Here is a 20,033-nt window from a genome sequence, read left to right as displayed (position 1 = left end):
CTTTCAAATGAGGTTTCAGTCGATCAGCGTGGCGAAGGCTGCAACATTGTCTTTCCCGTACCCGATCAGCTCGATGCTCCAACCGGTGGCGGGGTCGATGACAGCGGTGTGGCCGTTTTCGCGGCGCACGACGCGCAGCGGGTCATTTCCTGTGACGTCATGGACGAGGCGCTCGCGCTCGATAGAGGTGGCGATCACGTCGATGAAGCCTTTTTTGTCTTCCTTCGAATGCGCAAGCTGAGTGCCATTGGCATCGATCACGGCGAAGCCTGTGTCACGTGTGCCGGTCAGGGTGACTTGCAGCTCCTTGACGACGGGGCTGTCGGGCACGACGCCCGATTGCGGCACGTCGGCCCATTGCGCGTAGCCGACCATGGCAATGGCCGCGACCATCAGCCCGAACATGGCGCGCACCAGCACGCGCGGCACCATTTCGCGGTCGCGATGCTTCATTTGATTGGCGAGGGAAGATGTTTGGCTGGCCATGATGCTTACTCCGCCGCGACAGCGCCTGCGGCGCTATGATCTGGATCAATTCGGGTGATTTTTGGCTGGCTGACGCGGGTTTCTGCGGCATCGGCAAAGATCGCGGCCACTTTTGCGGCATCCGGGATCGACCGGAAGGCGGGCTGCGTCTTGGCCATATGCCACGGGCGCACATGCGGCCATGTCATCAGGTAGGATAGGCGCGTGTCGCCGATCAACTCAAAAGTCAGCGTACCGAGACCGGATTTGCGCGTGCCCAGATCGGCATTGCCGATGCACACATAAGGCAGGTTCAGCGTCATGGTCAGCGCGGCCCCGATGCGCATGGCGACCCGCTTGTTGGTCAGCGTGTAGACGGTGGATTTAGCCTGCACATAGGCCAGCCCGTATATGATGAGCGCGGCCAAAAGCGCGGAGGCCAGAAAGGGGACGCCGTGGCCCATCGCCTCGGTCAGCGGCACGGTGGTGGAGGAAACCCCGATGCGCCAGACCGCAAGCAGGACGAAATACCCGATGACCCAGTTCAACCCCCACGCATCCTTGGCCAGGCGCAGCGCGTTGGGCTGGCCCTGCCACAAGATGTGCTCATCCGCGGGCAATGCCTCTGGCAAGCCGCGAACCGGTTCGAATTTGAAGTCATCATGGTGCATTTTACTGTCCCCTTGGTCGGAACCGGGCCCCGGCTAAGGGCCCGGCTTTCAGATGGTTTAGATCAGCGGCTCACCGCGTTTCGGATCGGCATAGAGCGTGCCACCACCGAAGAAGGCCATGATCTTTTCTTCCTCCAGCAACGTGATGGAGTTGGCCTTTTTGGCCTTCGGGATGTCGCCGATATTGTGCGCGTAAAGCGACCGGATCACGACGCGGTCGCCCTTGATCTTGGCGAAGTTCATCGGGATCAGGCGCGTGTTGCCGTCGCCTTCGGGGTTCACGTCCATGGTCAGGTAGCGCACCATTTGCTCTGGTACGTCGACCCACATGTCGATGACGCGGCCCACGACCTCCCCGTCGCCGGTGACGACCGGCTTGCCGCGCGGGTCCATCCCGGCGGAGACGTGAAAATCGCTCAGCTCGGACATTGGCTGGATTTTGACATGGCCATGCGCGTCCAGCTCTGCGTGGTCCTTGCGCGGCGCCCAGGAGGCGGGGCCAACCCCGTCCTTCATCGGATCACCGGTTGGCACATAGGGGGAACCGGCGGCCTCAGCGGTGCGCTGCAAAGCCAGACTGTCGCGATCACCGCGCTGGCCCGACGGCACCGTCAGCTCACCACGGCCGTCGCGCAGGAGGAAGGTCTTGTCCTTTGGCACCGGGAACGGGCCCTGATTTGGCGCAGGCGCCCCGTCATCATCGGTCATCGGGTAGCCTTCGCGCATGTTTTCCGTCTGCAGATAGAAAATCAGCAACGCGAAGAAGAGATAGAAAAGCCAGATCGCGGCGCTCGCCAGATCGAAATTTCCAAAGAATGTGTTGCCAAGCATAGGGTGTAACCTCCGTCTTATCTTTTTGTGCCGGTCATGTTGGGAAATCAGCCAAGCCGACCGGCCCCGCCTGCGTTTGTGAAATGGCGCGGGCTTTGACCAATGGCCCGAGCGCGATGAGAGTGACAAAGAGCAATCCGATCTCGGTGTGGTAGACCACCGAATAGCCGGTTGCGTTTGAACTGAGCGCCTCGCCCAGTGTGCCGTTTGTGGCGGCGGTGTTGACCAGATCACGCACCGCGCCGCCAATGAAAATAGACAGCCCCGCCGCTGTGGCCTGCGCCGCGCCCCATGCGCCAAGTGCCAGACCCTTGCCAGCCGCGCCTTCGGTGTTGAGCGTCATCGCCGCCGTCAGCGTGGCGACCGCGAACAGCCCGCCGCCTAAGCCGATGCCAAAGGCGCCTATGAAGAAAATCGTGGCGCTGTTCAGCGGGGCCGCGAAGATCACGGCGCTGAAGGCCACGAGGCCTATCAAGATTCCGCGCGCGGCCATGCGATGCGGATCAACCGACGCTTTCAGCCATTTCGCGGCCAGCCCGAAACCAAGCAATGCGCCTGCCGCCCAAAGCGCGGTCAGAAGCGTTGTGGCAGACACTGACAGACCCAGAATTTCGCCGCCATAGGGTTCAAGCAACACGTCCTGCATGTTGAATGCCATCGTGCCGAGGAACACGACCACCAGCAGCCGCCCGGCGTCGCCACCCGAGGTCAGATCATTCCATGCGTCGCGGAAGAGCGGACGTGGGGCCGCGCGTTCTTCACGGCTCATCGGGGTGACTTTTTCCTGCTTCCACAGGGCCACGATGTTCAACAAAAGCGTGACCACCGCCGCGCCTTGTACGACCTGGACCAGCCGTAGAGCGGAGAAGTTTTGCAAAAGCGCGCCGACGATCACGGCAGACACGCCCATCCCGATCAGGAACATCACATAAAGCAACGCGACGACCTGCGGGCGGGTTTCTTCCGTCGCGCGGTCAGCGGCCAAGGCAAGGCCAGCTGTCTGCGTCATATGCATGCCGATGCCGGTCAGCAGGAAGGCCAGCGCCGCGCCCACTTCGCCCGCCCATTCCGGGCCCGCGGCCTGATCGCCTGAGAGAACCAAAAGCCCCATCGGCATGATCGCCAAACCGCCAAACTGCCAGAGCGAGCCGAACCAAAGATAGGGGATGCGTTTCCAGCCGATGGCGGATTTGTAGGTGTCCGACCGGAACCCCAGAAGCGCCCGGAAGGGCGCAACCAGCACGGGGATCGCGATCATGATGGCCACGATGGTGGCCGCGACGCCAAGCTCCACGATCATCACGCGGTTCAACGTGCCCAGCAGCATCACCGCCGCCATGCCGACCGAGACTTGAAACAGCGACAGTCGGAGCAATTGGCCCAAAGGCAGCTGCTCGCTGACCGCATCCGAGAAAGGCAGCATCCGCAGGGTCATGCCTTTTATGGCCTGCTTTGGGATCACGGGCGGAACTCCAACGCTTGGGAGATATAGAAACCGGAGGTCACACGGTCGATCGGCGTCAGCGCGCCGGATGTAACCTTTGTGGCAAGTTTGCTTGCGCTATGGGGCACCATTGTGGGGGACCGATCAGAGCGCGGGAACAGCTTGCCGACGCGCCACATCGCCATCAAAAGCGGCGTGCGCGGCGCAACGGTGAAGACCATCGTTGCGCGCAAACGCGGCTCTATCCGGGCGAGGATCGTGGCGATGTCGTCGGCAGAATAGTAAATCATCGAGATCCATCGCGACGATATGGTCGAAGACGCCCAGCTCTGGGTCGAGCATGTCGCCTGCGTGAAAGCCCATGCTGCCGGGCAGGCCTTTGGGCGCACGTTTGCGCGCGATCTCAATCAGCTGCGGCGAGATATCGACGCCGACCACATCGGCGCCTTTCGAGGCCAGCTCAAACGCCAAAGCGCCGGTGCCACAGCCCGCATCCAGAATGCGCAGCCCGGTCAGGTCCTCGGGCAATTGGTCAATCAGCAGCTGGCGCATTTGGTCACGGCCCGCACGCACCGTCGCACGAATGCCAGAAACGGGCGCGTCCGAAGTCAGACGCTCCCATGTCTTGGTCGCGGTGCTGTCGAAATAGGTTTCGACCTGTGTGCGTGTGGACTCGTAGGTTTGCATTTAGTCGAACCCAAGCAATTCAAAGATTTCGCGGTCGGGCAGCGGTGCGGGCGCCAAAGGTTCGGTCCCGTTCCACAACGTCTCAGCGAGGCGGATATATTCTTTCTGGACGGCGACGATGTCCTCATCGGCGTCCATTTCAAACAGCGTCTTCTTCTTCAGACGGGAGCGGCGGATTGCGTCCAGATCGGGCATATGCGCGATGCGGTTGAAGCCCACGGTTTTGCAGTAGCGGTCGACCTCATCCGTGTCTTTGGAGCGGTTGGCGACGCAGCCCGCCAGACGGACTTTGTAGTTGGTGGATTTGGCCTGCACGGCGGCGATGATCCGGTTCATCGCGTAGATGCTGTCGAAATCATTGGCCGTGACGATCAAGGCGCGGTCGGCATGCTGCAAGGGGGCCGCGAACCCGCCGCAGACCACATCGCCCAGCACGTCGAAGATCACCACATCGGTGTCTTCCAGCATGTGGTGCTGCTTGAGCAGTTTCACCGTCTGGCCGACAACGTAACCGCCACAGCCTGTGCCCGCAGGCGGGCCGCCGGCCTCAACGCATTTGACGCCGTTGAACCCTTCGAACACGAAATCTTCGGGGCGCAGTTCTTCAGAGTGGAAATCGACCTCTTTGAGGATGTCGATCACGGTGGGGACCAGCGACCCGGTCAGCGTGAACGTGCTGTCATGCTTCGGGTCGCAGCCGATTTGCAGCACGCGTTTGCCCAGCTTTGAGAACGCCGCTGACAGGTTCGACGAGGTCGTCGACTTGCCGATGCCGCCTTTGCCGTAAACCGAAAACACCTTCGCGCCTTCGATCTTTGAGGTGTCATGCACTTGCACGGATCCTTCACCGTCGCCCCCGAGATTCGGAATGCTTTTGTCGAGTGGGCTCATGATATTTCCCTTCTGAGGTTCATTCGGCTGCAATGCCCTCTAGTTGATCTTCAATCGCGTCGGCTGCGTTTTGCAGCGCGGCGAGCGTGTCTTCGTCTGGTGTCCAGTAGTCGCGGTCCGACGCCTCCAGCAGGCGGTTGGCCATCCGCATGGAAGCTTGCGGGTTCAAATCGGCCAGCCTTTGGCGCATGTCGTCATCGAGCACGAAGGTCTCCGACAGGCGCTGGTAGACCCACGGATCGACCTTGCCGGTGGTCGCGGACCAACCGACGGTGTTGGTGATATGCGCCTCGATCTGGCGCACACCTTCATGGCCGTGCTGCAAGAGCGGCTCAAAGAATTTCGGGTTGAGGCTGCGCGAGCGGGTTTCAAGCGCGACCTGATCCTGCAAGGTGCGCACCTTGGCGCCGCCACGGGTCTGGTCGCCGATATAGACCGGCGTGTCGTCGCAGCCCTTGGCGCGTTTGACGGCGGAGGCGATGCCGCCCAGCGTGTCGAAATAATGATCCACCGTGGTGACGCCCAGCTCAACGGATTCGAGGTTTTGGTAGGCAAGGTCCACGTTTTTCAGCGTGTCTTGCAGCAAGGCGGCTTGCTGTGTTGCCTCCCCATCTGTGCCGTAGGCGAAGGATTTGCGGGCCTGGTAGGCGTCGGCCAGATCGGCGTCATCGGAAAAGGCGGAGCTGTCGACCAACTGGTTGACGTTGGAGCCGTAGGCGCCCTCAGCATTCGAGAAAACCCGCAGCGCGGCGGTGCGCATGTCGCAATCTTGGGCTTGGGCAAAGGCAAGCGCGTGCTGGCGGATCGGGTTCAGCTCAAGCGGCTCATCGGCCATGGCGCATTGGTATGCGGCGTCAGCGAGCAGTTTGGTTTGCAAGGGCAGAAGGTCGCGGAAAATGCCGGACAGCGTCATGATCACGTCAACACGCGCACGGCCCAGCTCTGCCAGCGGCACCAGATCGGCACCGCAGAGGCGGCCATGGCTGTCAAAGCGCGGCTTGGCGCCCATCAGCGCAAGGGCCTGACAGATGGGACCGCCATTGGATTTAATGTTGTCGGAGCCCCAGAGCACCAGCGCAACAGTGCGCGGCAGGCTTTCATGGGTTTCGATCAGCGCTTGCGCCTGCGCGGCGCCATCTTGCATGGCAAAGGCGGTGGGCATGCGGAACGGGTCAAAGGCGTGGATGTTGCGGCCCGTGGGCAGAATTTCTGGCGCGCGGATCACGTCGCCGCCGGGGACAGGTTTGATGAATTGACCGTTCAACGCGCGCATGAGGGCGGGCAACTCATGATCTTGGGACAGGTTGGCGCGCGCGGCGTCGCGGGCCTGATCGCTGTCAAAGCTCATCAGGTCGAGCATGTCTTCAATGCTGGCCGCAGAGTGCGGCTTGCCGACGATATGCAGCCCGTCAGGGATCAACGCATCTTCGGTCTCGAGCAGTTTCAGCCAGAGCGTGTCCAGATCGGAGGCGTCCAGATCAACAGCGTCGGCTTGTGCGCGGATAAGTTCTTCCAACCCGGTGCGGTCAGGGCCTGCCCGTGCGGCACGCCACTGCGTCAGGCTGTCTTTCAGATCAGCCAGCCCGCGATAGAGGCCGGAGCTTTGCAAAGGCGGCGTCAAATGCGTGATCGTGACCGCGTTGGAACGCCGCTTGGCGAGCGTGGCCTCAGACGGGTTATTGGCAGCATAAAGATACACGTTTGGCATGTTGCCGATCAGGCGTTCGGGCCAGTCATTGCCGCCCAGCCCGTTTTGCTTGCCCGGCATGAATTCCAGCGCGCCATGCATGCCGAAATGCAGCAGCACATCGGCCTCAAAATCATGCTTGAGATATTGGTAGAAGGCGCTGAACGCATGGGTCGGGGCAAAGCCCTGCTCAAAGAGCAGCCGCATCGGGTCGCCTTCATAGCCAAAGCCCGGTTGCACGCCGACAAAGACCTTGCCGAATTGCGCGCCGAGGATGAACACCTCACGCCCGTTGGACTGCACGCGGCCGGGGGCGGGGCCCCAAGTGGCCTCTATCTCATCCAGCCACGGGGTGCGCGCGACGATTTGATCAGCGGAGACTTTGGCGGCAACATTGGCCTCTTGCCCGAAAGTCTGTGCGTTGCCTTTTAGCACAACCGCGCGCAGCGCATCGACGCTGGCGGGCGGTGTCACATCATAGCCGTCCCGCGCCATCTGGTGCAGCGTGTTGTGCAGGCTCTCAAAGACCGACAGATAGGCGGCGGTGCCGACCGCGCCCGCATTGGGCGGGAAGCCGAACAGCACAACGCCAACATTCTTCTGTGCGTTTTCGCGGCGGCGCAAACTGGCCAGCCGATGGGCTTTTTCAGCAAGTGCGTCGATCCGTTCGATGCAGGGCGCCATGGCTTTGACCTGCCCCTGCGCCGCGCAGTTGATCTGGCACCCGGCACAGCCGTCAGGGCCGTGGCGACCGGCAAAGACCGTTGGGTTTGTGGCCCCGTCAATTTCGGGCAAGGCCACCAGCATCGTGGCCTCAATCGGGCTGAGGCCCTGACCGCCTTGCGCCCATTGCTCAAGCGTTTGAAATTCTAAGGGCTGGGCCGCGATATAGGGCACATCCAGCGACGCGAGCGCTTCAACGGCGGCGTCATTGTCGTTGTAAGCCGGGCCGCCCACCAGCGAGAACCCGGTGAGAGAGACCAGCGCATCAACCTGACCCGCCATATAAGCGTCCATCGCCGGGCGCCCGTCGAGGCCACCGGCAAAAGTGGGGATGACGCGCATGCCGCGCGCCTCCATCGTGCGGATGACATGGTCGTAATGCGCAGTGTCGCCGGCAAGAATATAGCTGCGCAGCATCAGCACACCGACCGTGACCTGCGCGTCTGAGTGCGGCAAATCGGCGATATCTGTTGCAATGTGATCGCCCGGCAAATCGGGGTGGTAGAGGCCCACATCGGGGTATTCCACCGGCAGCGCGGCATCGTGTTTTTCCCAAGCCGGGTTGCTCGCATAGCGCCCGATCAGGAAGCGGATCATGTTTTCAATATTGTCGTCGCTGCCGCCCAGCCAGTATTGCATCGCCAGAAACCACGCGCGCAGGTCCTGACTTTTGCCTGGGATCAGGCGCAGGATTTTCGGCAAGCGGCGCAGCATCTTCATCTGCCCAGCGCCGGATTTGCCGGACGCCTTGGACGGTTTGAGCTTTTTCAACAAGCTCATCGCGCCGCTGGCGGGCTTGGACATGTCCAGATCGCCCATCTTGGTCAGCTGGGTGATTTCCTGATCGGAAACCACGCCGACCATCGCATCGCAGGCGTCACGGCGGGCGGTGAGATCGGGCAGGATCGCTTTGATATGGTCTTCAAGGAAAAGCACGCAATTGACGACAATGTCGGCCTCAGCAATCGCGTCTTGTGCTTTCTGCAGTGCTTTAGGGTCTTTTTCCCATTCGGCAGCGGCGTGAATGGACAGGTTCAGGCCGGGATAATCCAGCGCCAGCTTCGGCGTCACCCGCGCGGCAGGCCCGGCGACGTGCCGGTCCAACGTCACGATGACGAAGTTATAAGGCTTATGGATCACCTCATCGCGCATAATGGGCCTTTGCCTCATAGAGCGTGTCGAGCGAGATTTCCTGCAGGCCTTTTTCGGCGGCGAAGGTTTCGGTGTTGCGGCGCGCCTTGCCGCGCACGAAGAACGGGATTTTCTTTAGCTCTTTTTCGGCGTCAGCGAGCCATGTGATGACATCCGTGGCGGGGGTGACATGTGCGGTCTCGGCGGGCATCGAGCCCCCCTCACCCGCGGCCGGGCTGAGCGGTTTGGGCGCGTGGCCACCGTGATGGCTTGGCCCGGCTGCGTCATGGAATTCGAAATCATCGCGGAACATGTGAAGCAGATGTTCCTCCAGCCCCATGACCAGCGGGTGGATCCAGGTGTCAAAGATCACATTCGCACCCTCAAACCCCATCTGAGGCGAGTAGCGCGCGGGGAAGTCCTGCACATGCACGGGCGCGGAGATGACGGCGCAGGGGATGCCCAGACGCTTGCCGATATGGCGTTCCATCTGCGTGCCGAGGATCATTTCGGGTTGCAGCGCCTCGATCGCGCGTTCGACCTCTAGGTAGTCATCGGTGATCAGCGCTTCGAGCCCGTATTCCTTGGCCGTGGCGCGAATGTCGCGGGCGTATTCGCGGTTGTAGCAGCCCATGCCCGCCACCTCGAACCCCATCTCGTCGCGGGCGATCCGCGCGGCGGCTTTGACATGGGTGCCATCGCCAAAGATGAAGACGCGCTTGCCGGTCAGGTAGGTGCTGTCGACGGACCGGGTCCACCATGTCTGGCGCAAGGCCTGCGTGTCGATCTGGGCGGTGCTGCCGGACAGCGCCCGGATTTCAGCGATGAAATCCTGCGTGGCGCCGACGCCGATGGGCACGGTTTTGGTATAGGGCTGGCCGAAGGTTTTCTCGCAGTAACGCGCGGCCTGTTCGCCGGTTTCGGGGTAGAGCAGCACGTTGAAATGGGCCTGCCCCATCTTGGCGATATCAGACGGCGTGGCGGTCATGGGTGCTGTGACATTGACCTCGACGCCCAGCTCATAGAGCAGGTTGGTGATTTCCTGAATGTCGTCGCGGTGCCGGAAGCCCAGCGCGGTCGGGCCCAGCAGGTTGCAGGTAACGCGCTGCGTTTTTTCCATCGGCTTGGCGAGGTGGCGCACGATCTGAAAGAACGTCTCATCCGCGCCAAAATTTTCTTTGCGCTGGTAGCTTGGCAGCTCAAGCGCGATGACGGGGATGTCGAGCCCCATGGTTTCGGCCAGACCGCCGGGGTCGTCCTGGATCAGCTCAGCCGTGCAGGACGCGCCGACGATAATCGCCTCCGGCTGGAACCGGTCATAGGCGTCCTGGCAGGCGGTTTTGAACAGACCTGCCGTGTCAGAGCCCAGATCGCGGGCCTGAAAGGTGGTGTAGGTGACGGGCGGGCGGTGGTCGCGCCGTTCGATCATTGTGAAGAGCAGATCGGCGTAGGTGTCGCCTTGCGGGGCGTGTAATACGTAATGCAAGCCCGTCATGCCGGTGGCCACGCGCATCGCGCCGACATGGGGCGGGCCTTCATATGTCCAGACCGTTAACTTCATGGAGTTCCTCCATGAAGTTCGGTCGGTGCGGGTAAGCGGGTTTCAAAGAAACCTGCGGCCGCACACCCCTGATCATCTGGGCGCTTCTTGAGTATTTTTGACAGAACGAAGCTCATTCGGCGGCCACCCCCAGAATGTCCTTGCGCCGGACGGGTCGGGCAAAGAGGGAGGCGAGATCGCCGGCCTGTTCGTAAAAATGGACCGGGGTGAAGACCAGCTCGATCGCCCATTTGGTGCTGAGACCTTCGGCTTCCAGCGGGTTGGCAAGGCCCAAGCCGCAGACCGTCAGATCGGGGCGCGCTTCGCGGCAACGGTCGAGCTGCAGATCGACGTCCTGCCCTTCTGAGATTTGCGGACCGGACGGCAGCAGGTCCAGATCGGGGCCGTGCAGCGCGTCATGGATATAAGGCGAGCCGACCTCGACCGCGCTCATCCCGCATTCGCGGGTCAGAAAGCGGGCCAGCGGAATTTCTAGCTGACTGTCAGGAAAGAAGAAGACGGATTTGCCGTTCAGCGGCTGGGCCGCCTGCGCAATGGCTTGGCGGGCGCGGCGACGCGGGGCTTCTGTCACGCGGCTGAAGACCTCTTCGCTGACGCCGAATTCCTTGGCAATCGCGGCGAGCCATGCGGTGGTGCCCTCTTCGCCAAAGGGGAAAGGCGCTGCCAAATGGCGGGCGCCGCGGCGCTCTAACGCGGCATGGGTGTCGCCAAGGAAGGGTTGGGTCAGGGCAAAGACGGTGTTTTCGCCGACTGCTGTATCCGCGTCGATATTGCGGGCGGGCAGGACGCGGACCGGGCCAACGCCCATCTCATCCAAAAGACCCAGCATCTGGTCTTCGACCACGTCGGGCAATGCGCCCACAACCATGAGCTCACGCGCGTCGGTTTCGGGCAAGACTGGGACCATGGAGGCAAGGCAGGCGTCTTCGCCTTGGGTGAATGTCGTCTCAATGCCCGAGCCGGAATATTCCAACACGCGGACTTTTGGCGCATAGGTCTGCGTCATCCGCTCGGCGGCGCGCGACAGGTCCAGCTTGATCACCTCCGACGGGCAGGAGCCGACAAGAAAGAGCTGGCGAATGTCAGGGCGGCGGGCAAGCAGCTGTTCAACGGTGCGGTCAAGTTCGGCATGGGCGTCGTTGAGGCCTGCAAGGTCCGATTCCTCCAAAATTGCCGTCGCGAATCGCGGTTCGGCAAAGATCATGACGCCAGCCGCACTTTGCAAAAGATGCGCGCAGGTGCGCGACCCGACGACCAAAAAGAAGGCATCCTGAATTTTGCGGTGCAGCCAAATAATGCCGGTGAGGCCGCAAAACACCTCCCGCTGGCCACGTTGCTTAAGAACCGGGGATTGGCGGCAGCCGAGTGTGGGGGGCGGGATCATTTGATCGGTCATGCGGGCACCTGTGATTGCAAGCGCGCGACGCGCAATTTCCACAAGAACTGACCCGCGTTCACCACATAGGCGGCATAGGCCGCCAGCGCGATTGCGATCAGGGCCGCTGGCGAAAAGCCACCAAGGAAAAGCCCATATAAATAAAGCGTATGAAGTGCGATGACGACGAAGCTGAACACGTCTTCCCAGAAGAAGGCGGGCGCGAAAAGCCACTTGCCAAACACCACTTTTTCCCAGATCGAGCCGGTGATCATGATGGCGTAGAGAAAGCCGGTTTTGATGATGATCGAAAGGGTGGCGATCTCATATCCGAGCCCGGTCGCGAGATAGCGCAGGACCAGCGCCAGAGAGACCAAAAACACCACAAATTGCACCGGCGCGAGCACACCTTGAACAAGGGTCCAGATGCTCTGATCGCGGCGCGCACGTTCTTGCGACGTGTAAAGCGGCTTGGCGTGTAGCTGACGCGGATTTGCGTCGATCATAAGGTCCCCCGATGTCTAACCGTGTCAAAATTTAGTCATTTGCTACACCATGTGTCAACTTTGATTTACATATTGAGAAATCCGTCATTCGGCTGAGGGTTGGAATTTTATTTATATATTGCAGATGCTTATTGGCGCTTTGGCGCAGAATGTCATAAGCATTTGACATATTGCCCGCACTAATAAACCATCTACCCCCAAATGGGTTGGTACGGCGCGCGCGGTACCAATTTCTGACACTTCATCGCAGGGAGGATAGTTTTTGTCGCAGCGCTCCCCCAAAATGGTACCAAAAACGGGCGTGAATTCTGGCGAATTCGCTGTTAGAGCGCTATCACTACTGGCGAAAAACCTGCGCATGGCTGGCCAATTGAAACCGAAACGGATCCCGACCTTCTCCCGCGAACTCAGACGCGCAGTGTCGTCGCGCGACATGGATGCCGGACGCGTGGTGATCGAAAAGATGCGGACGGCGGGCATCACGAGCTTTGACATCGCCGACAATTACATCCCCGAAGTCGCACGCCATCTGGGTGAGGCCTGGTGCGCAGACACGATGGATTTTGCGACCGTCACCATCGGCTCCGCCCGGTTGCAAGGCCTGTTGCGCGGGCTGGGGCCCGATTGGTGCGCCGAGGACCAGCATGTGATCCGCACCGCGCCGCGCTGCATGGTAATCGTCGCGCCCGGCGCGCAACACACATTGGGTGCAACGATCCTGGCAGGCCAGCTGCGCCGCGCCGGAGTGTCGGTTTCTCTTGAAATTGGCAAAGATGTCGCCGCTTTGGGTGAAAAAGCGGCACAATCGCAATATGACGCGTTTTTGATTTCAGCCTCAGAGCATGAGAGCCTTGAAGTCATAAAAAGCATCGTGCACATGGTGCGGCAGCCCGCGTCCAATGCGCCGGTGGTTGTTGGGGGCAATGTTCTTTCCGTGACAAATGATGTGGCACGTGAAACCGGCGCGGATCTGGCAACCAGTGATCTGGAGACCGCAATTCGTTTTTGCGGCTTTAACGCGCGCTTGCTGCACCTTGTGACGGAAGAGGCCTGACCCTGATGCCGCAGCCAAACTCACAGGACCGCCGCGCATGATGACCCGGGCAAACCACAACTGGACCTCGGGCCTTGTCCCGATGATTGAGCCGCAGCAGTTGTCGGACATTCTGGCGCAGGTCTCCGACCTGGCTTTGTTTGTGACCCCGGACGGCGAGATTTCGGGTGCTATGAGCAACCCTAGCTTCATGCCAAAGACCGATTTTTCCAGCTGGGTGGGGCACAACCTGTCCGACAAGCTGACCGTGGAAAGCGTGCCGAAATTCCGCAATCGGCTGGGCGATATTGCCGGTCAGGGCGGCGCCACGAATGCTGTTGAGGTGAACCACCTCGCAACCGACGCCTTCCCCGAATTCCCGATGCGCTACAGCTTCCATCCGGTGGAACAGGGCAAAACCATTCTGATGCTGGGCCGCGACCTGCGCCCGATTGCCGAGATGCAGCAGCAGCTGGTTGCCGCCCAAATCGCGCTGGAAAAAGACTACGAAGCGCAGCGCGAATACGACACCCGTTTCCGCGTGCTGATGACCTCAAGCAGCGAAATCACGCTGTTTGTGAACGTAGCCTCCGGCGCTATCGCCGATTGCAACACCGCTGCCGCCAACTTCTTTGGCAAAAGCCGCGACGAGCTGATGGGCGCGAATTTCGTCAAGCTTTTTGACGCCCAACAGGGCAACGGGCTGATCCGCGCCTTGGTGGATGCCGAAAGCTCCGACCGGGCGGCCCAGATCGGCGCGACGGTCAAAGGAACAGGGCAAAGTGCTGCGATCCGGCCGACGCTGTTTCGGTCTTCCGGCGATCAGGTCGTGCTGTGCCGTATCAACGCCGATGGCGGGGCCACGACACGGTCCAACGAATTGCAGGAAAGCATGGCCGCGCTTTACAAGGACGGGGTCGATGCCATCGTCTTTGTCAACGCGACAGGCGGCATTCTCAGCGCCAACCCGGCCTTTTTCAAGCTTGCCGACGTGACCCATGCGCAATCTATCCGCGGGCGCCCGATCTCGGAATTTCTGAGCCGTGGCAGCGTTGATTTGAACGTGCTGCTGGAAAACACCGCGCGGTCGGGCTCGATGCGGCTTTATGCGACGCGGCTGGTGGGGGAACATGGCACGGAACGCCCGATCGAGGTGTCCACCACGCGGCTAGGCGCAAGCGGCGAGCATGTGTTTGCCCTGATCATCCGCGATGCCAGCCGGGTCGAGGCCGTGCGCACGCCAGCCAGCCAGCTGACCGAGGCCGACATGCGCTCCGTCATCGAGCTGATCGGCAGCCAGACGCTGAAAGACATTGTCGCCAGCACCACCGATGTGGTCGAGAAGATGTGCATTGAAACGGCTGTAGATCTGACCTCAAACAACCGGGTCGCTGCCGCCGAAATGCTGGGCCTGTCGCGCCAGTCGCTTTATGTGAAGCTGCGCAAATACGACCTGCTTTAAAGGGGTCAGAGAAAAGGTAAGCAAAGCCACGCTTGCCTGAATCAGACTCCGCGCTACATTCAACATACTGAGTAAATCAAATTGACGTGAACGTGCACTTAGTTTGTCGAAGGGGCTAAGTTTGTGACGAATGACGACAATGACCTTTTTGAACCGGTAGTGTTCGAACAAAGCTACTCTGAGATTAGCAATCTCAAAGCGCGATTCCCTGAGGAAGTCGTCGCGTCATTGGCGCGTGAGGTCATTGCGCGTTTGGCGAAACACCGAAGCGCATATGAAACGACACCTGCTCCCGTAGCCGACACCCTCATAGAAAGCTTGGCCACCGCCCTGATCAGTCCCGACCAGCGCGCGGCGGCGAAACTGATCCTTGGATTGCGCGCAGATGGCGTCCGCGACGAGTCGCTCTATCTGCGATATTTGTCTGCCGCCGCGCGCAAACTTGGCGATTGGTGGACCGAGGACAAAATCACATTCGCCCAAGTCACAACCGGCAGCGGGCGCATTTATGCGATCATGCGCAGCCTCAAGCCAATCACGTCAACCGGGCCGGTCGCGACGCAGGGCCGGTCCGCCTTTTTCGCCAGCGTCCCGGGTGAGACGCACACGCTTGGCATCAAGATGGCCGCCGATCTGATGCGCAGCGATGGCTGGCATGTCGACCTGTCGTTTGATCAGGATCATGACGCCGTGATGGAAAGCATTGCCGCAGCCAATCACCCGATCGTCGGGCTGTCCGCCGCTGGCGCGCATGCAGTGCCCATGCTGGCCAAGCTGGTCCTCGCAATCCGCATCTGGTCGCCCGGCGCGCTTATTCTGGTCAGTGGCAATGTAGTGGATGTGGCCCGCGACACCGTCGCCTTGATGGGCGTCGATGCAATCACCAGCGACATAGACAATGCCCGATCTGAGCTGGAGCGCCTGTGGTCCGTCGTGGAAAACCGCGCCTAAAAGCCATCGAGACCCGCACGGCAAACGGATCTTCGCTGCAGGTGCAATTTTCGGACTACTGGAACTCACGCATTGCGGGACTTTTCTGCCGCTCAGAAACTTTGGCTGAAGGTCCGCTTTGCTTGCTGTTCACCGTTGGCCATCAAATACGAGCCTCGCCGCCAGACCCCCGAATACCAGCCCAAGGAAATACCGTGGCCATTTCGATATAGCGGCTGAATTTGCAGACAAACTTCTGACGCCACCAGCCAGCCAGATCACCACCGCATGCACGAGAAAATCAATGACCTGAAGAATAATCGCCAGCACCATGATCTGAACAGCGACCGAGCCTGTTTCCGGGTTCAGAAACTGGGGAAAGAGGGCCAGGTAGAAAAGCGCAACCTTTGGATTCAGTAGATTGGTGAGCAAGCCCTGTCTGAAGATTGTCATGAGCGACAATCATTTCGATGGTTCCGAGCTAGAAGCGAAGCTCTCATGCGCCATGAAAGCCTGCCATGCAAGATAGAGCAGGTAGGCGGCTCCGAGGTATCTGACAACGTCGTAGGCGTAGGGAACGGCCAGGAATAGCTGCGATAGACCTAGCGCCAGAATGGCCGCGTGAATGAGCGATCCAAGGGTAACTCCAAGCTGAGTCACCAGACCGGCCACGCGCCCCTGCGCCGCGCTTCTCGCCGCGACTAAGACCATATCTGGCCCCGGGGTTACGCAAAGTGCCAGGCTGGCGGCGCTGAAAAGAAGTACTGTCTGCAAATCCATCATCTAAGAACCCTGCTATGAGCCACCGCGAATGTCTTGCGATCTATTGATGTTTCTCCTGCGCCCCCTCGGGCATGACAAAGCGGTCTGTCGGTATCTCGGCGACGGCCGTGATCTCGACAAGCAACCTGGGATCATAGAGCGACGCGACTTCAAGCGTGGTTGTCACAGGATAGGGTGCCTCAAAGAACCGCGTTCGAATTTCACCACAGCGCATGAAAGCTTGAATATCCGTTGTGAACTGTTGGAGGGAAACGATGTCGCTTGCTCTTCCACCCATCGTGCCAAGAACGTCGCTGATGTTCTGCAAAACTTGGGTGACTTGAGCTGCCATATCGTCTTCACCGACAATTTCCCCGTCCGGTCCAAGCGACACCTGACCCTTCAGGTAGATCGTCTTCCCTTTACCGCCGATCACTGCCTGTGAGAAGGCTCCAAATGGGCTCCAAACGTTCGGAGGGTCGAAGCTGTGTGCCATTTTGGGTATCAGTCCTTTCGGCGGTTGGCCCGGTTCGATTGTGTTAGACTATCTCACGTAGACGGAGGCCTGAAAACCACGTTGTAAGCTGGGTTGAGCTTTACGCCAAAGCGGACGTTCATTTGCAGTGCAGCATTTTGAAGAGTGGGCTCAACGCCGACATTTTTAGCCGGGTTATGCCCTCGCAGCATTGCCAGCGACGCTTGACAGTTGTCCAAATAAAAAGGCCCCCGCATCAGCAGGGGCCTTTCTAAACGCATGAGGCAAAAGCCTTAGCTGGCCGGGCCGACCGAGACCAAATAGGCCCACAGGTTCGCGGCATCGTCAGCGTTTTTCAACTTGAACTGCATTTTGGACTTGGCCTTTTTGTCGTCCAGCACGCGGGCCAGCCACTTCTTGGGGTCCGCGACATACTCAACGAAGTTTGCCTCGTCCCAACCATCTGGGAGCGCGCCGCTTTCGCCGACAGCCGCGATCGACTTGCCATATTTGGTGTAGCCCTCATAGGCGCCCGGTACGCGCTGATACAGGCCGTACAGGTTCGGGCCGGTCTTGCCGCCTTTTTGGATCGCGGTGCCGTCAGCGGCTTCGATCATGTGGCAGGACTTGCACTTCTTGAAAACGTTTTCGCCTTCGGCAGCGTCGCCTGTCGCGTGCCCGTCAGCAAAAACTGGGGCGGCCGCCAGTGACAATGCGAATGTCGCTACAGTCATGAATTTCATAAGAATCACTCCCTTTCGTGTTCGGAACTAACCTAGTGCCCACAGCGAAAGGGTAAAGGCCCGTCTCAGTATTTCCCTTAAAATTGATGTTACTGTGGGATCTCAATTTTCCGCTAAACGTTGAGATTACCCAAAACTATTGCTATCTTAGGGCTATCCACGGTGCCGGGATGGTGCGGCACCTTTTTAACGGAGGTTTGAGCACTGTCTCAACAAGCTGATCTGGGCGCAGTTACCGCCCCGAATAAGACCAACCCGGTCGACACTGACGCACCCCTGTCCAGCGAAGCATTGCTGGAGTGGATTGTAACTTCTTTGAATGACGAAAAGGCCGAAGAGATCGTGCAGATAGATCTGCGCGGGCGCTCTGAGATTGCTGACTACATGGTCATTTGCTCTGGCCGGTCCACCCGGCAGGTCTCGTCGCTGGCCGACAAGCTCACCGCGAAGCTGAAGGAAGATTTCGGCCGCGCCTCCAAGGTTGAGGGCAAAGCCGCCGGCGACTGGGTGTTGATCGACACCGGCGACGTCGTGGTGCATGTCTTCCGCCCGGAAGTGCGCGAATTCTACCAGCTGGAAAAGATGTGGCTGCCCGCGGGCGACACTGACGCCACCTCAAGCTGATGCGCGTGCATGTTTGCGCCGTTGGCCGCCTGCGGGCGGGGCCCGAACATGACCTGATTTCAGACTATCTGACCCGGTTCGACCGCTCTGGCCGCGCCTTGGGTCTTGGCCCGGCCACAATCACGGAGGTCGAGGACAAGAAAGGCGGCAAGCAATCGGTTGAAGCCGATTTGCTGCGTCGCGCCATCCCCAAAGGCGCGCTGGTCTGCGGGCTGGATGAACGCGGCAAAACCCTGACCAGCCCAGAATTTGCAGCGCTTTTGGCCAAGTGGCGCGATGCCGGGAGGCAAGATGTGGCGTTCGTCATTGGCGGTGCTGACGGGATTGCGCCTGATCTGCGCGGCGAGGCGGATCATCTGATCTCCTTCGGGAAGATGGTCTGGCCGCATATGCTGGCCCGCGTGATGCTGTCCGAACAACTTTACCGCGCCGCATCTATTCTGGCCGGCACGCCCTACCACAGGGCGTAGGTGATGCGGCTGTTGGTCCTTGGCGCTGCGGGAAAACTGGGCCGCTTGCTGCGCGCCGCCTGGCCAAACTCGGGTGAAATAGAGCCTATTTGGCACCAAACCCCGCCCTTCGACATTTTGCGCGACACCGACCAATTGGCCGCTGCCATGACGCAGGCAGACGCCGTTCTCAACCTTGCGGGTGTCACCCACGAACGCCCCGGCCGCAGCTTCGCCGACAACCCAGCCATCGCCGAACGCATCCTGGAACAGGCCGGACATCGTCCCGTGCTGCTATGTTCCAGCGCCGCCGTATACGGCGACACCGATGCGCTGTGCCGCGAAGACATGCCGCTGGCGCCACTTTCGGTCTATGGGCGGTCGAAACAGCATATGGAAGATGTTGCCCGCCCGTATCAAAACGCCACCTGCCTTAGGATAAGCAATGTGGCTGGCGTCGATGCGCTGTTGGGCCAGGACCGCGATCACTACACGCTCGACCAATTCCCGGATGGCAGCGTCCCGTCGCGCAGCTATATCGGACCGCATCATCTGGCGCTGGTGTGCCGTGATCTGCTGGTGCTTGCAGGTCAAGGCCACGCGCTGCCCGATGTGCTGAATGTTGCCGCAGACCCGCCCGTCAGCATGGCCGAATTGCTGGACGCGGCGGGCAAAAACTGGACCCCTGTTCCGGCGCCCGAAACCGCAATCGCGCAGGTCCATCTCGATATCTCACGCATGACTAACCTAATCGCAACCAAATCGCCCTACGCTTCCGTTATCGAGGATTTAAACGGTATCAATAGGTAGCTATGCGTCCGGGAAAACGGCTGTTCGATTTTGTCTGCGCCACGGCGCTTGCCCTGCTTATTTTGCCCTGGATCGGCTGGATTGCTTTCCGCATTTGGCGCCAAGGCGACGGCCCCATTCTGTACCGCGCGGAACGGATGCGCGGGGTCGACCGCCCGTTTACGCTGTATAAATTCCGCACGATGCGGCCCGCTGAACAGGCGGAAGATGGCGTCACGGGCGGGCATAAATCGGGCAGAATCACAGAATTTGGCGCGCGGCTACGACGCAGGCATCTTGATGAGCTGCCCCAGCTTTGGAACGTCATTCGCGGCGATATCAGCTTTGTGGGCCCTCGCCCGCCGCTGCGCGCCTATGTCGACCGTTATCCCGCGATTTACCGCGACGTTTTGAAAAATCAGCCGGGCGTCACGGGCTTTGCCACGCTCATCTTCAGCCAACGGGAAGAAGCCTTGTTGGCAACCTGCGCCGACCCTGATGAAACCGACCGCGTCTATAGAACACGCTGCATCCCCGCCAAAGCGCGGCTGGATCGCATCTATCGCCGCAATGCCAGCTTTGGGTTTGATCTTTGGATCATCTGGACAACACTTCGCCAAATCTCGGGACGCGCACCCGACCAGCCGCGCGTGCAAAAGCGCCGAAGCAACGCGCGCAGGTCTTCCCCTTTGTTAACCTCAAACTGAGACAACCCTGTCCGCGCGACGTTTTCTTGTCGCGCCCTTAGTTTCCGGCGTCACCCCATGGCGCCATCACATGGATTGGCAGGATTT

At 60.2% G+C, this 20,033-nt stretch carries 18 protein-coding genes and 2 pseudogenes; 7 read left to right on the top strand and 13 right to left on the bottom strand.

Annotation, left to right across the window (positions count from 1 at the left end):
* Window positions 1-15: 15 nt before the first annotated feature.
* From puhC to bchF, 10 genes and pseudogenes are all read right to left on the bottom strand, one after another.
* The gene (puhC, locus tag ACZ1G7_RS13375) at window positions 16-486 is read right to left on the bottom strand and encodes a photosynthetic complex assembly protein PuhC (protein WP_472659884.1); all 471 of its coding nucleotides are present in this window, start codon (window positions 484-486) and stop codon (window positions 16-18) included.
* Between the two features lie 5 nt (window positions 487-491).
* Window positions 492-1,136, bottom strand: a complete 645-nt coding sequence (puhB, locus tag ACZ1G7_RS13370) for a photosynthetic complex putative assembly protein PuhB (protein WP_472659883.1) — start codon at window positions 1,134-1,136, stop codon at window positions 492-494.
* A gap of 57 nt (window positions 1,137-1,193) precedes the next feature.
* A complete protein-coding gene (gene puhA / locus ACZ1G7_RS13365) occupies window positions 1,194-1,967 on the bottom strand; it encodes a photosynthetic reaction center subunit H (protein WP_472659882.1) in 774 nt (257 codons plus the stop codon).
* A 34-nt stretch (window positions 1,968-2,001) separates the two neighbouring features.
* Window positions 2,002-3,402, bottom strand: a complete 1,401-nt coding sequence (locus ACZ1G7_RS13360) for an MFS transporter (RefSeq protein WP_472663733.1) — start codon at window positions 3,400-3,402, stop codon at window positions 2,002-2,004.
* A 23-nt stretch (window positions 3,403-3,425) separates the two neighbouring features.
* Window positions 3,426-4,098, bottom strand: a pseudogene (bchM, locus tag ACZ1G7_RS13355) (magnesium protoporphyrin IX methyltransferase).
* On the bottom strand, window positions 4,099-4,989 hold the full coding sequence (bchL, locus tag ACZ1G7_RS13350) for a ferredoxin:protochlorophyllide reductase (ATP-dependent) iron-sulfur ATP-binding protein (protein WP_472659881.1): 891 nt from the start codon (window positions 4,987-4,989) through the stop codon (window positions 4,099-4,101).
* A 19-nt stretch (window positions 4,990-5,008) separates the two neighbouring features.
* Window positions 5,009-8,551, bottom strand: coding sequence for a magnesium chelatase subunit H (locus ACZ1G7_RS13345; protein ID WP_472659880.1), 3,543 nt, complete (start codon window positions 8,549-8,551; stop codon window positions 5,009-5,011).
* The gene (gene bchB / locus ACZ1G7_RS13340; protein ID WP_472659879.1) at window positions 8,541-10,091 is read right to left on the bottom strand and encodes a ferredoxin:protochlorophyllide reductase (ATP-dependent) subunit B; all 1,551 of its coding nucleotides are present in this window, start codon (window positions 10,089-10,091) and stop codon (window positions 8,541-8,543) included. Before bchB ends, ACZ1G7_RS13345 begins: the two co-directional genes overlap by 11 nt.
* A 112-nt stretch (window positions 10,092-10,203) precedes the next feature.
* Window positions 10,204-11,487 (bottom strand): ferredoxin:protochlorophyllide reductase (ATP-dependent) subunit N, encoded by a 1,284-nt coding sequence (locus ACZ1G7_RS13335; RefSeq protein ID WP_472659878.1) that lies wholly within the window; start codon window positions 11,485-11,487, stop codon window positions 10,204-10,206.
* A complete protein-coding gene (gene bchF / locus ACZ1G7_RS13330) occupies window positions 11,484-11,972 on the bottom strand; it encodes a 2-vinyl bacteriochlorophyllide hydratase (RefSeq protein ID WP_472659877.1) in 489 nt (162 codons plus the stop codon). Before bchF ends, ACZ1G7_RS13335 begins: the two co-directional genes overlap by 4 nt.
* 358 nt (window positions 11,973-12,330) lie before the next feature.
* On the opposite strand from bchF, the gene ACZ1G7_RS13325 reads away from it, so the two are divergent.
* The 3 genes from ACZ1G7_RS13325 (at window position 12,331) to ACZ1G7_RS13315 (ending at window position 15,418) form a co-directional block, all read left to right on the top strand.
* Window positions 12,331-13,026: a cobalamin B12-binding domain-containing protein gene (locus ACZ1G7_RS13325; RefSeq protein WP_472659876.1), complete on the top strand. Its 696-nt coding sequence runs from the start codon at window positions 12,331-12,333 to the stop codon at window positions 13,024-13,026.
* Between the two features lie 37 nt (window positions 13,027-13,063).
* The gene (gene ppsR / locus ACZ1G7_RS13320; protein WP_472659875.1) at window positions 13,064-14,467 is read left to right on the top strand and encodes a transcriptional regulator PpsR; all 1,404 of its coding nucleotides are present in this window, start codon (window positions 13,064-13,066) and stop codon (window positions 14,465-14,467) included.
* 123 nt (window positions 14,468-14,590) lie between these two features.
* Window positions 14,591-15,418 carry a cobalamin B12-binding domain-containing protein gene (locus ACZ1G7_RS13315; RefSeq protein ID WP_472659874.1) on the top strand — a complete coding sequence of 276 codons (828 nt, stop codon included), beginning with the start codon at window positions 14,591-14,593 and terminating at the stop codon, window positions 15,416-15,418.
* Window positions 15,419-15,547: 129 nt separating this feature from the next.
* Here ACZ1G7_RS13315 and ACZ1G7_RS13310 read toward each other — a convergent pair.
* The 3 genes and pseudogenes from ACZ1G7_RS13310 to ACZ1G7_RS13300 all read right to left on the bottom strand — a co-directional run bounded on the left by ACZ1G7_RS13310 (window position 15,548) and on the right by ACZ1G7_RS13300 (window position 17,377).
* Window positions 15,548-16,108: pseudogene (locus ACZ1G7_RS13310) on the bottom strand (LysE family translocator).
* A gap of 112 nt (window positions 16,109-16,220) precedes the next feature.
* On the bottom strand, window positions 16,221-16,655 hold the full coding sequence (locus tag ACZ1G7_RS13305) for a RidA family protein (RefSeq protein ID WP_472659873.1): 435 nt from the start codon (window positions 16,653-16,655) through the stop codon (window positions 16,221-16,223).
* A 272-nt stretch (window positions 16,656-16,927) separates the two neighbouring features.
* A complete protein-coding gene (locus tag ACZ1G7_RS13300; RefSeq protein ID WP_472659872.1) occupies window positions 16,928-17,377 on the bottom strand; it encodes a c-type cytochrome in 450 nt (149 codons plus the stop codon).
* Between the two features lie 276 nt (window positions 17,378-17,653).
* Here ACZ1G7_RS13300 and rsfS point away from each other — a divergent pair, with 276 nt between their 5' ends.
* From rsfS to ACZ1G7_RS13280, 4 genes are read left to right on the top strand one after another with little or no spacing between them, the layout of a single operon-like run.
* Window positions 17,654-18,001 carry a ribosome silencing factor gene (rsfS, locus tag ACZ1G7_RS13295; RefSeq protein ID WP_472663732.1) on the top strand — a complete coding sequence of 116 codons (348 nt, stop codon included), beginning with the start codon at window positions 17,654-17,656 and terminating at the stop codon, window positions 17,999-18,001.
* Window positions 18,001-18,471, top strand: coding sequence for a 23S rRNA (pseudouridine(1915)-N(3))-methyltransferase RlmH (gene rlmH / locus ACZ1G7_RS13290; protein WP_472659871.1), 471 nt, complete (start codon window positions 18,001-18,003; stop codon window positions 18,469-18,471). Before rsfS ends, rlmH begins: the two co-directional genes overlap by 1 nt.
* A gap of 3 nt (window positions 18,472-18,474) precedes the next feature.
* On the top strand, window positions 18,475-19,260 hold the full coding sequence (locus ACZ1G7_RS13285; protein WP_472659870.1) for an NAD-dependent epimerase/dehydratase family protein: 786 nt from the start codon (window positions 18,475-18,477) through the stop codon (window positions 19,258-19,260).
* A gap of 2 nt (window positions 19,261-19,262) precedes the next feature.
* Entirely contained in the window at window positions 19,263-19,946 is a 684-nt protein-coding gene (locus ACZ1G7_RS13280) for a sugar transferase (RefSeq protein WP_472659869.1), read from the top strand.
* Window positions 19,947-20,033 lie beyond the last annotated feature (87 nt).

This window comes from Litoreibacter sp. JB4-2 (assembly GCF_055693445.1).
The sequence above is the reverse complement of the archived record's forward strand: the minus strand, read 5'-3'. Positions and strand labels throughout refer to the sequence as shown.

Excerpts from the sequence above, each read along its gene's own strand:
- puhC (WP_472659884.1), bottom strand. The coding sequence starts at position 486 with ATGGCCAGCCAAACATCTTCCCTCGCCAATCAAATGAAGCATCGCGAC.
- puhB (WP_472659883.1), bottom strand. The coding sequence starts at position 1,136 with ATGCACCATGATGACTTCAAATTCGAACCGGTTCGCGGCTTGCCAGAG.
- puhA (WP_472659882.1), bottom strand. The coding sequence starts at position 1,967 with ATGCTTGGCAACACATTCTTTGGAAATTTCGATCTGGCGAGCGCCGCG.
- ACZ1G7_RS13360 (WP_472663733.1), bottom strand. The coding sequence starts at position 3,402 with ATGACCCTGCGGATGCTGCCTTTCTCGGATGCGGTCAGCGAGCAGCTG.
- bchL (WP_472659881.1), bottom strand. The coding sequence starts at position 4,989 with ATGAGCCCACTCGACAAAAGCATTCCGAATCTCGGGGGCGACGGTGAA.
- ACZ1G7_RS13345 (WP_472659880.1), bottom strand. The coding sequence starts at position 8,551 with ATGCGCGATGAGGTGATCCATAAGCCTTATAACTTCGTCATCGTGACG.
- bchB (WP_472659879.1), bottom strand. The coding sequence starts at position 10,091 with ATGAAGTTAACGGTCTGGACATATGAAGGCCCGCCCCATGTCGGCGCG.
- ACZ1G7_RS13335 (WP_472659878.1), bottom strand. The coding sequence starts at position 11,487 with ATGACCGATCAAATGATCCCGCCCCCCACACTCGGCTGCCGCCAATCC.
- bchF (WP_472659877.1), bottom strand. The coding sequence starts at position 11,972 with ATGATCGACGCAAATCCGCGTCAGCTACACGCCAAGCCGCTTTACACG.
- ACZ1G7_RS13325 (WP_472659876.1), top strand. The coding sequence starts at position 12,331 with ATGGCTGGCCAATTGAAACCGAAACGGATCCCGACCTTCTCCCGCGAA.
- ppsR (WP_472659875.1), top strand. The coding sequence starts at position 13,064 with ATGATGACCCGGGCAAACCACAACTGGACCTCGGGCCTTGTCCCGATG.
- ACZ1G7_RS13305 (WP_472659873.1), bottom strand. The coding sequence starts at position 16,655 with ATGGCACACAGCTTCGACCCTCCGAACGTTTGGAGCCCATTTGGAGCC.
- ACZ1G7_RS13300 (WP_472659872.1), bottom strand. The coding sequence starts at position 17,377 with ATGAAATTCATGACTGTAGCGACATTCGCATTGTCACTGGCGGCCGCC.
- rlmH (WP_472659871.1), top strand. The coding sequence starts at position 18,001 with ATGCGCGTGCATGTTTGCGCCGTTGGCCGCCTGCGGGCGGGGCCCGAA.
- ACZ1G7_RS13285 (WP_472659870.1), top strand. The coding sequence starts at position 18,475 with ATGCGGCTGTTGGTCCTTGGCGCTGCGGGAAAACTGGGCCGCTTGCTG.
- ACZ1G7_RS13280 (WP_472659869.1), top strand. The coding sequence starts at position 19,263 with ATGCGTCCGGGAAAACGGCTGTTCGATTTTGTCTGCGCCACGGCGCTT.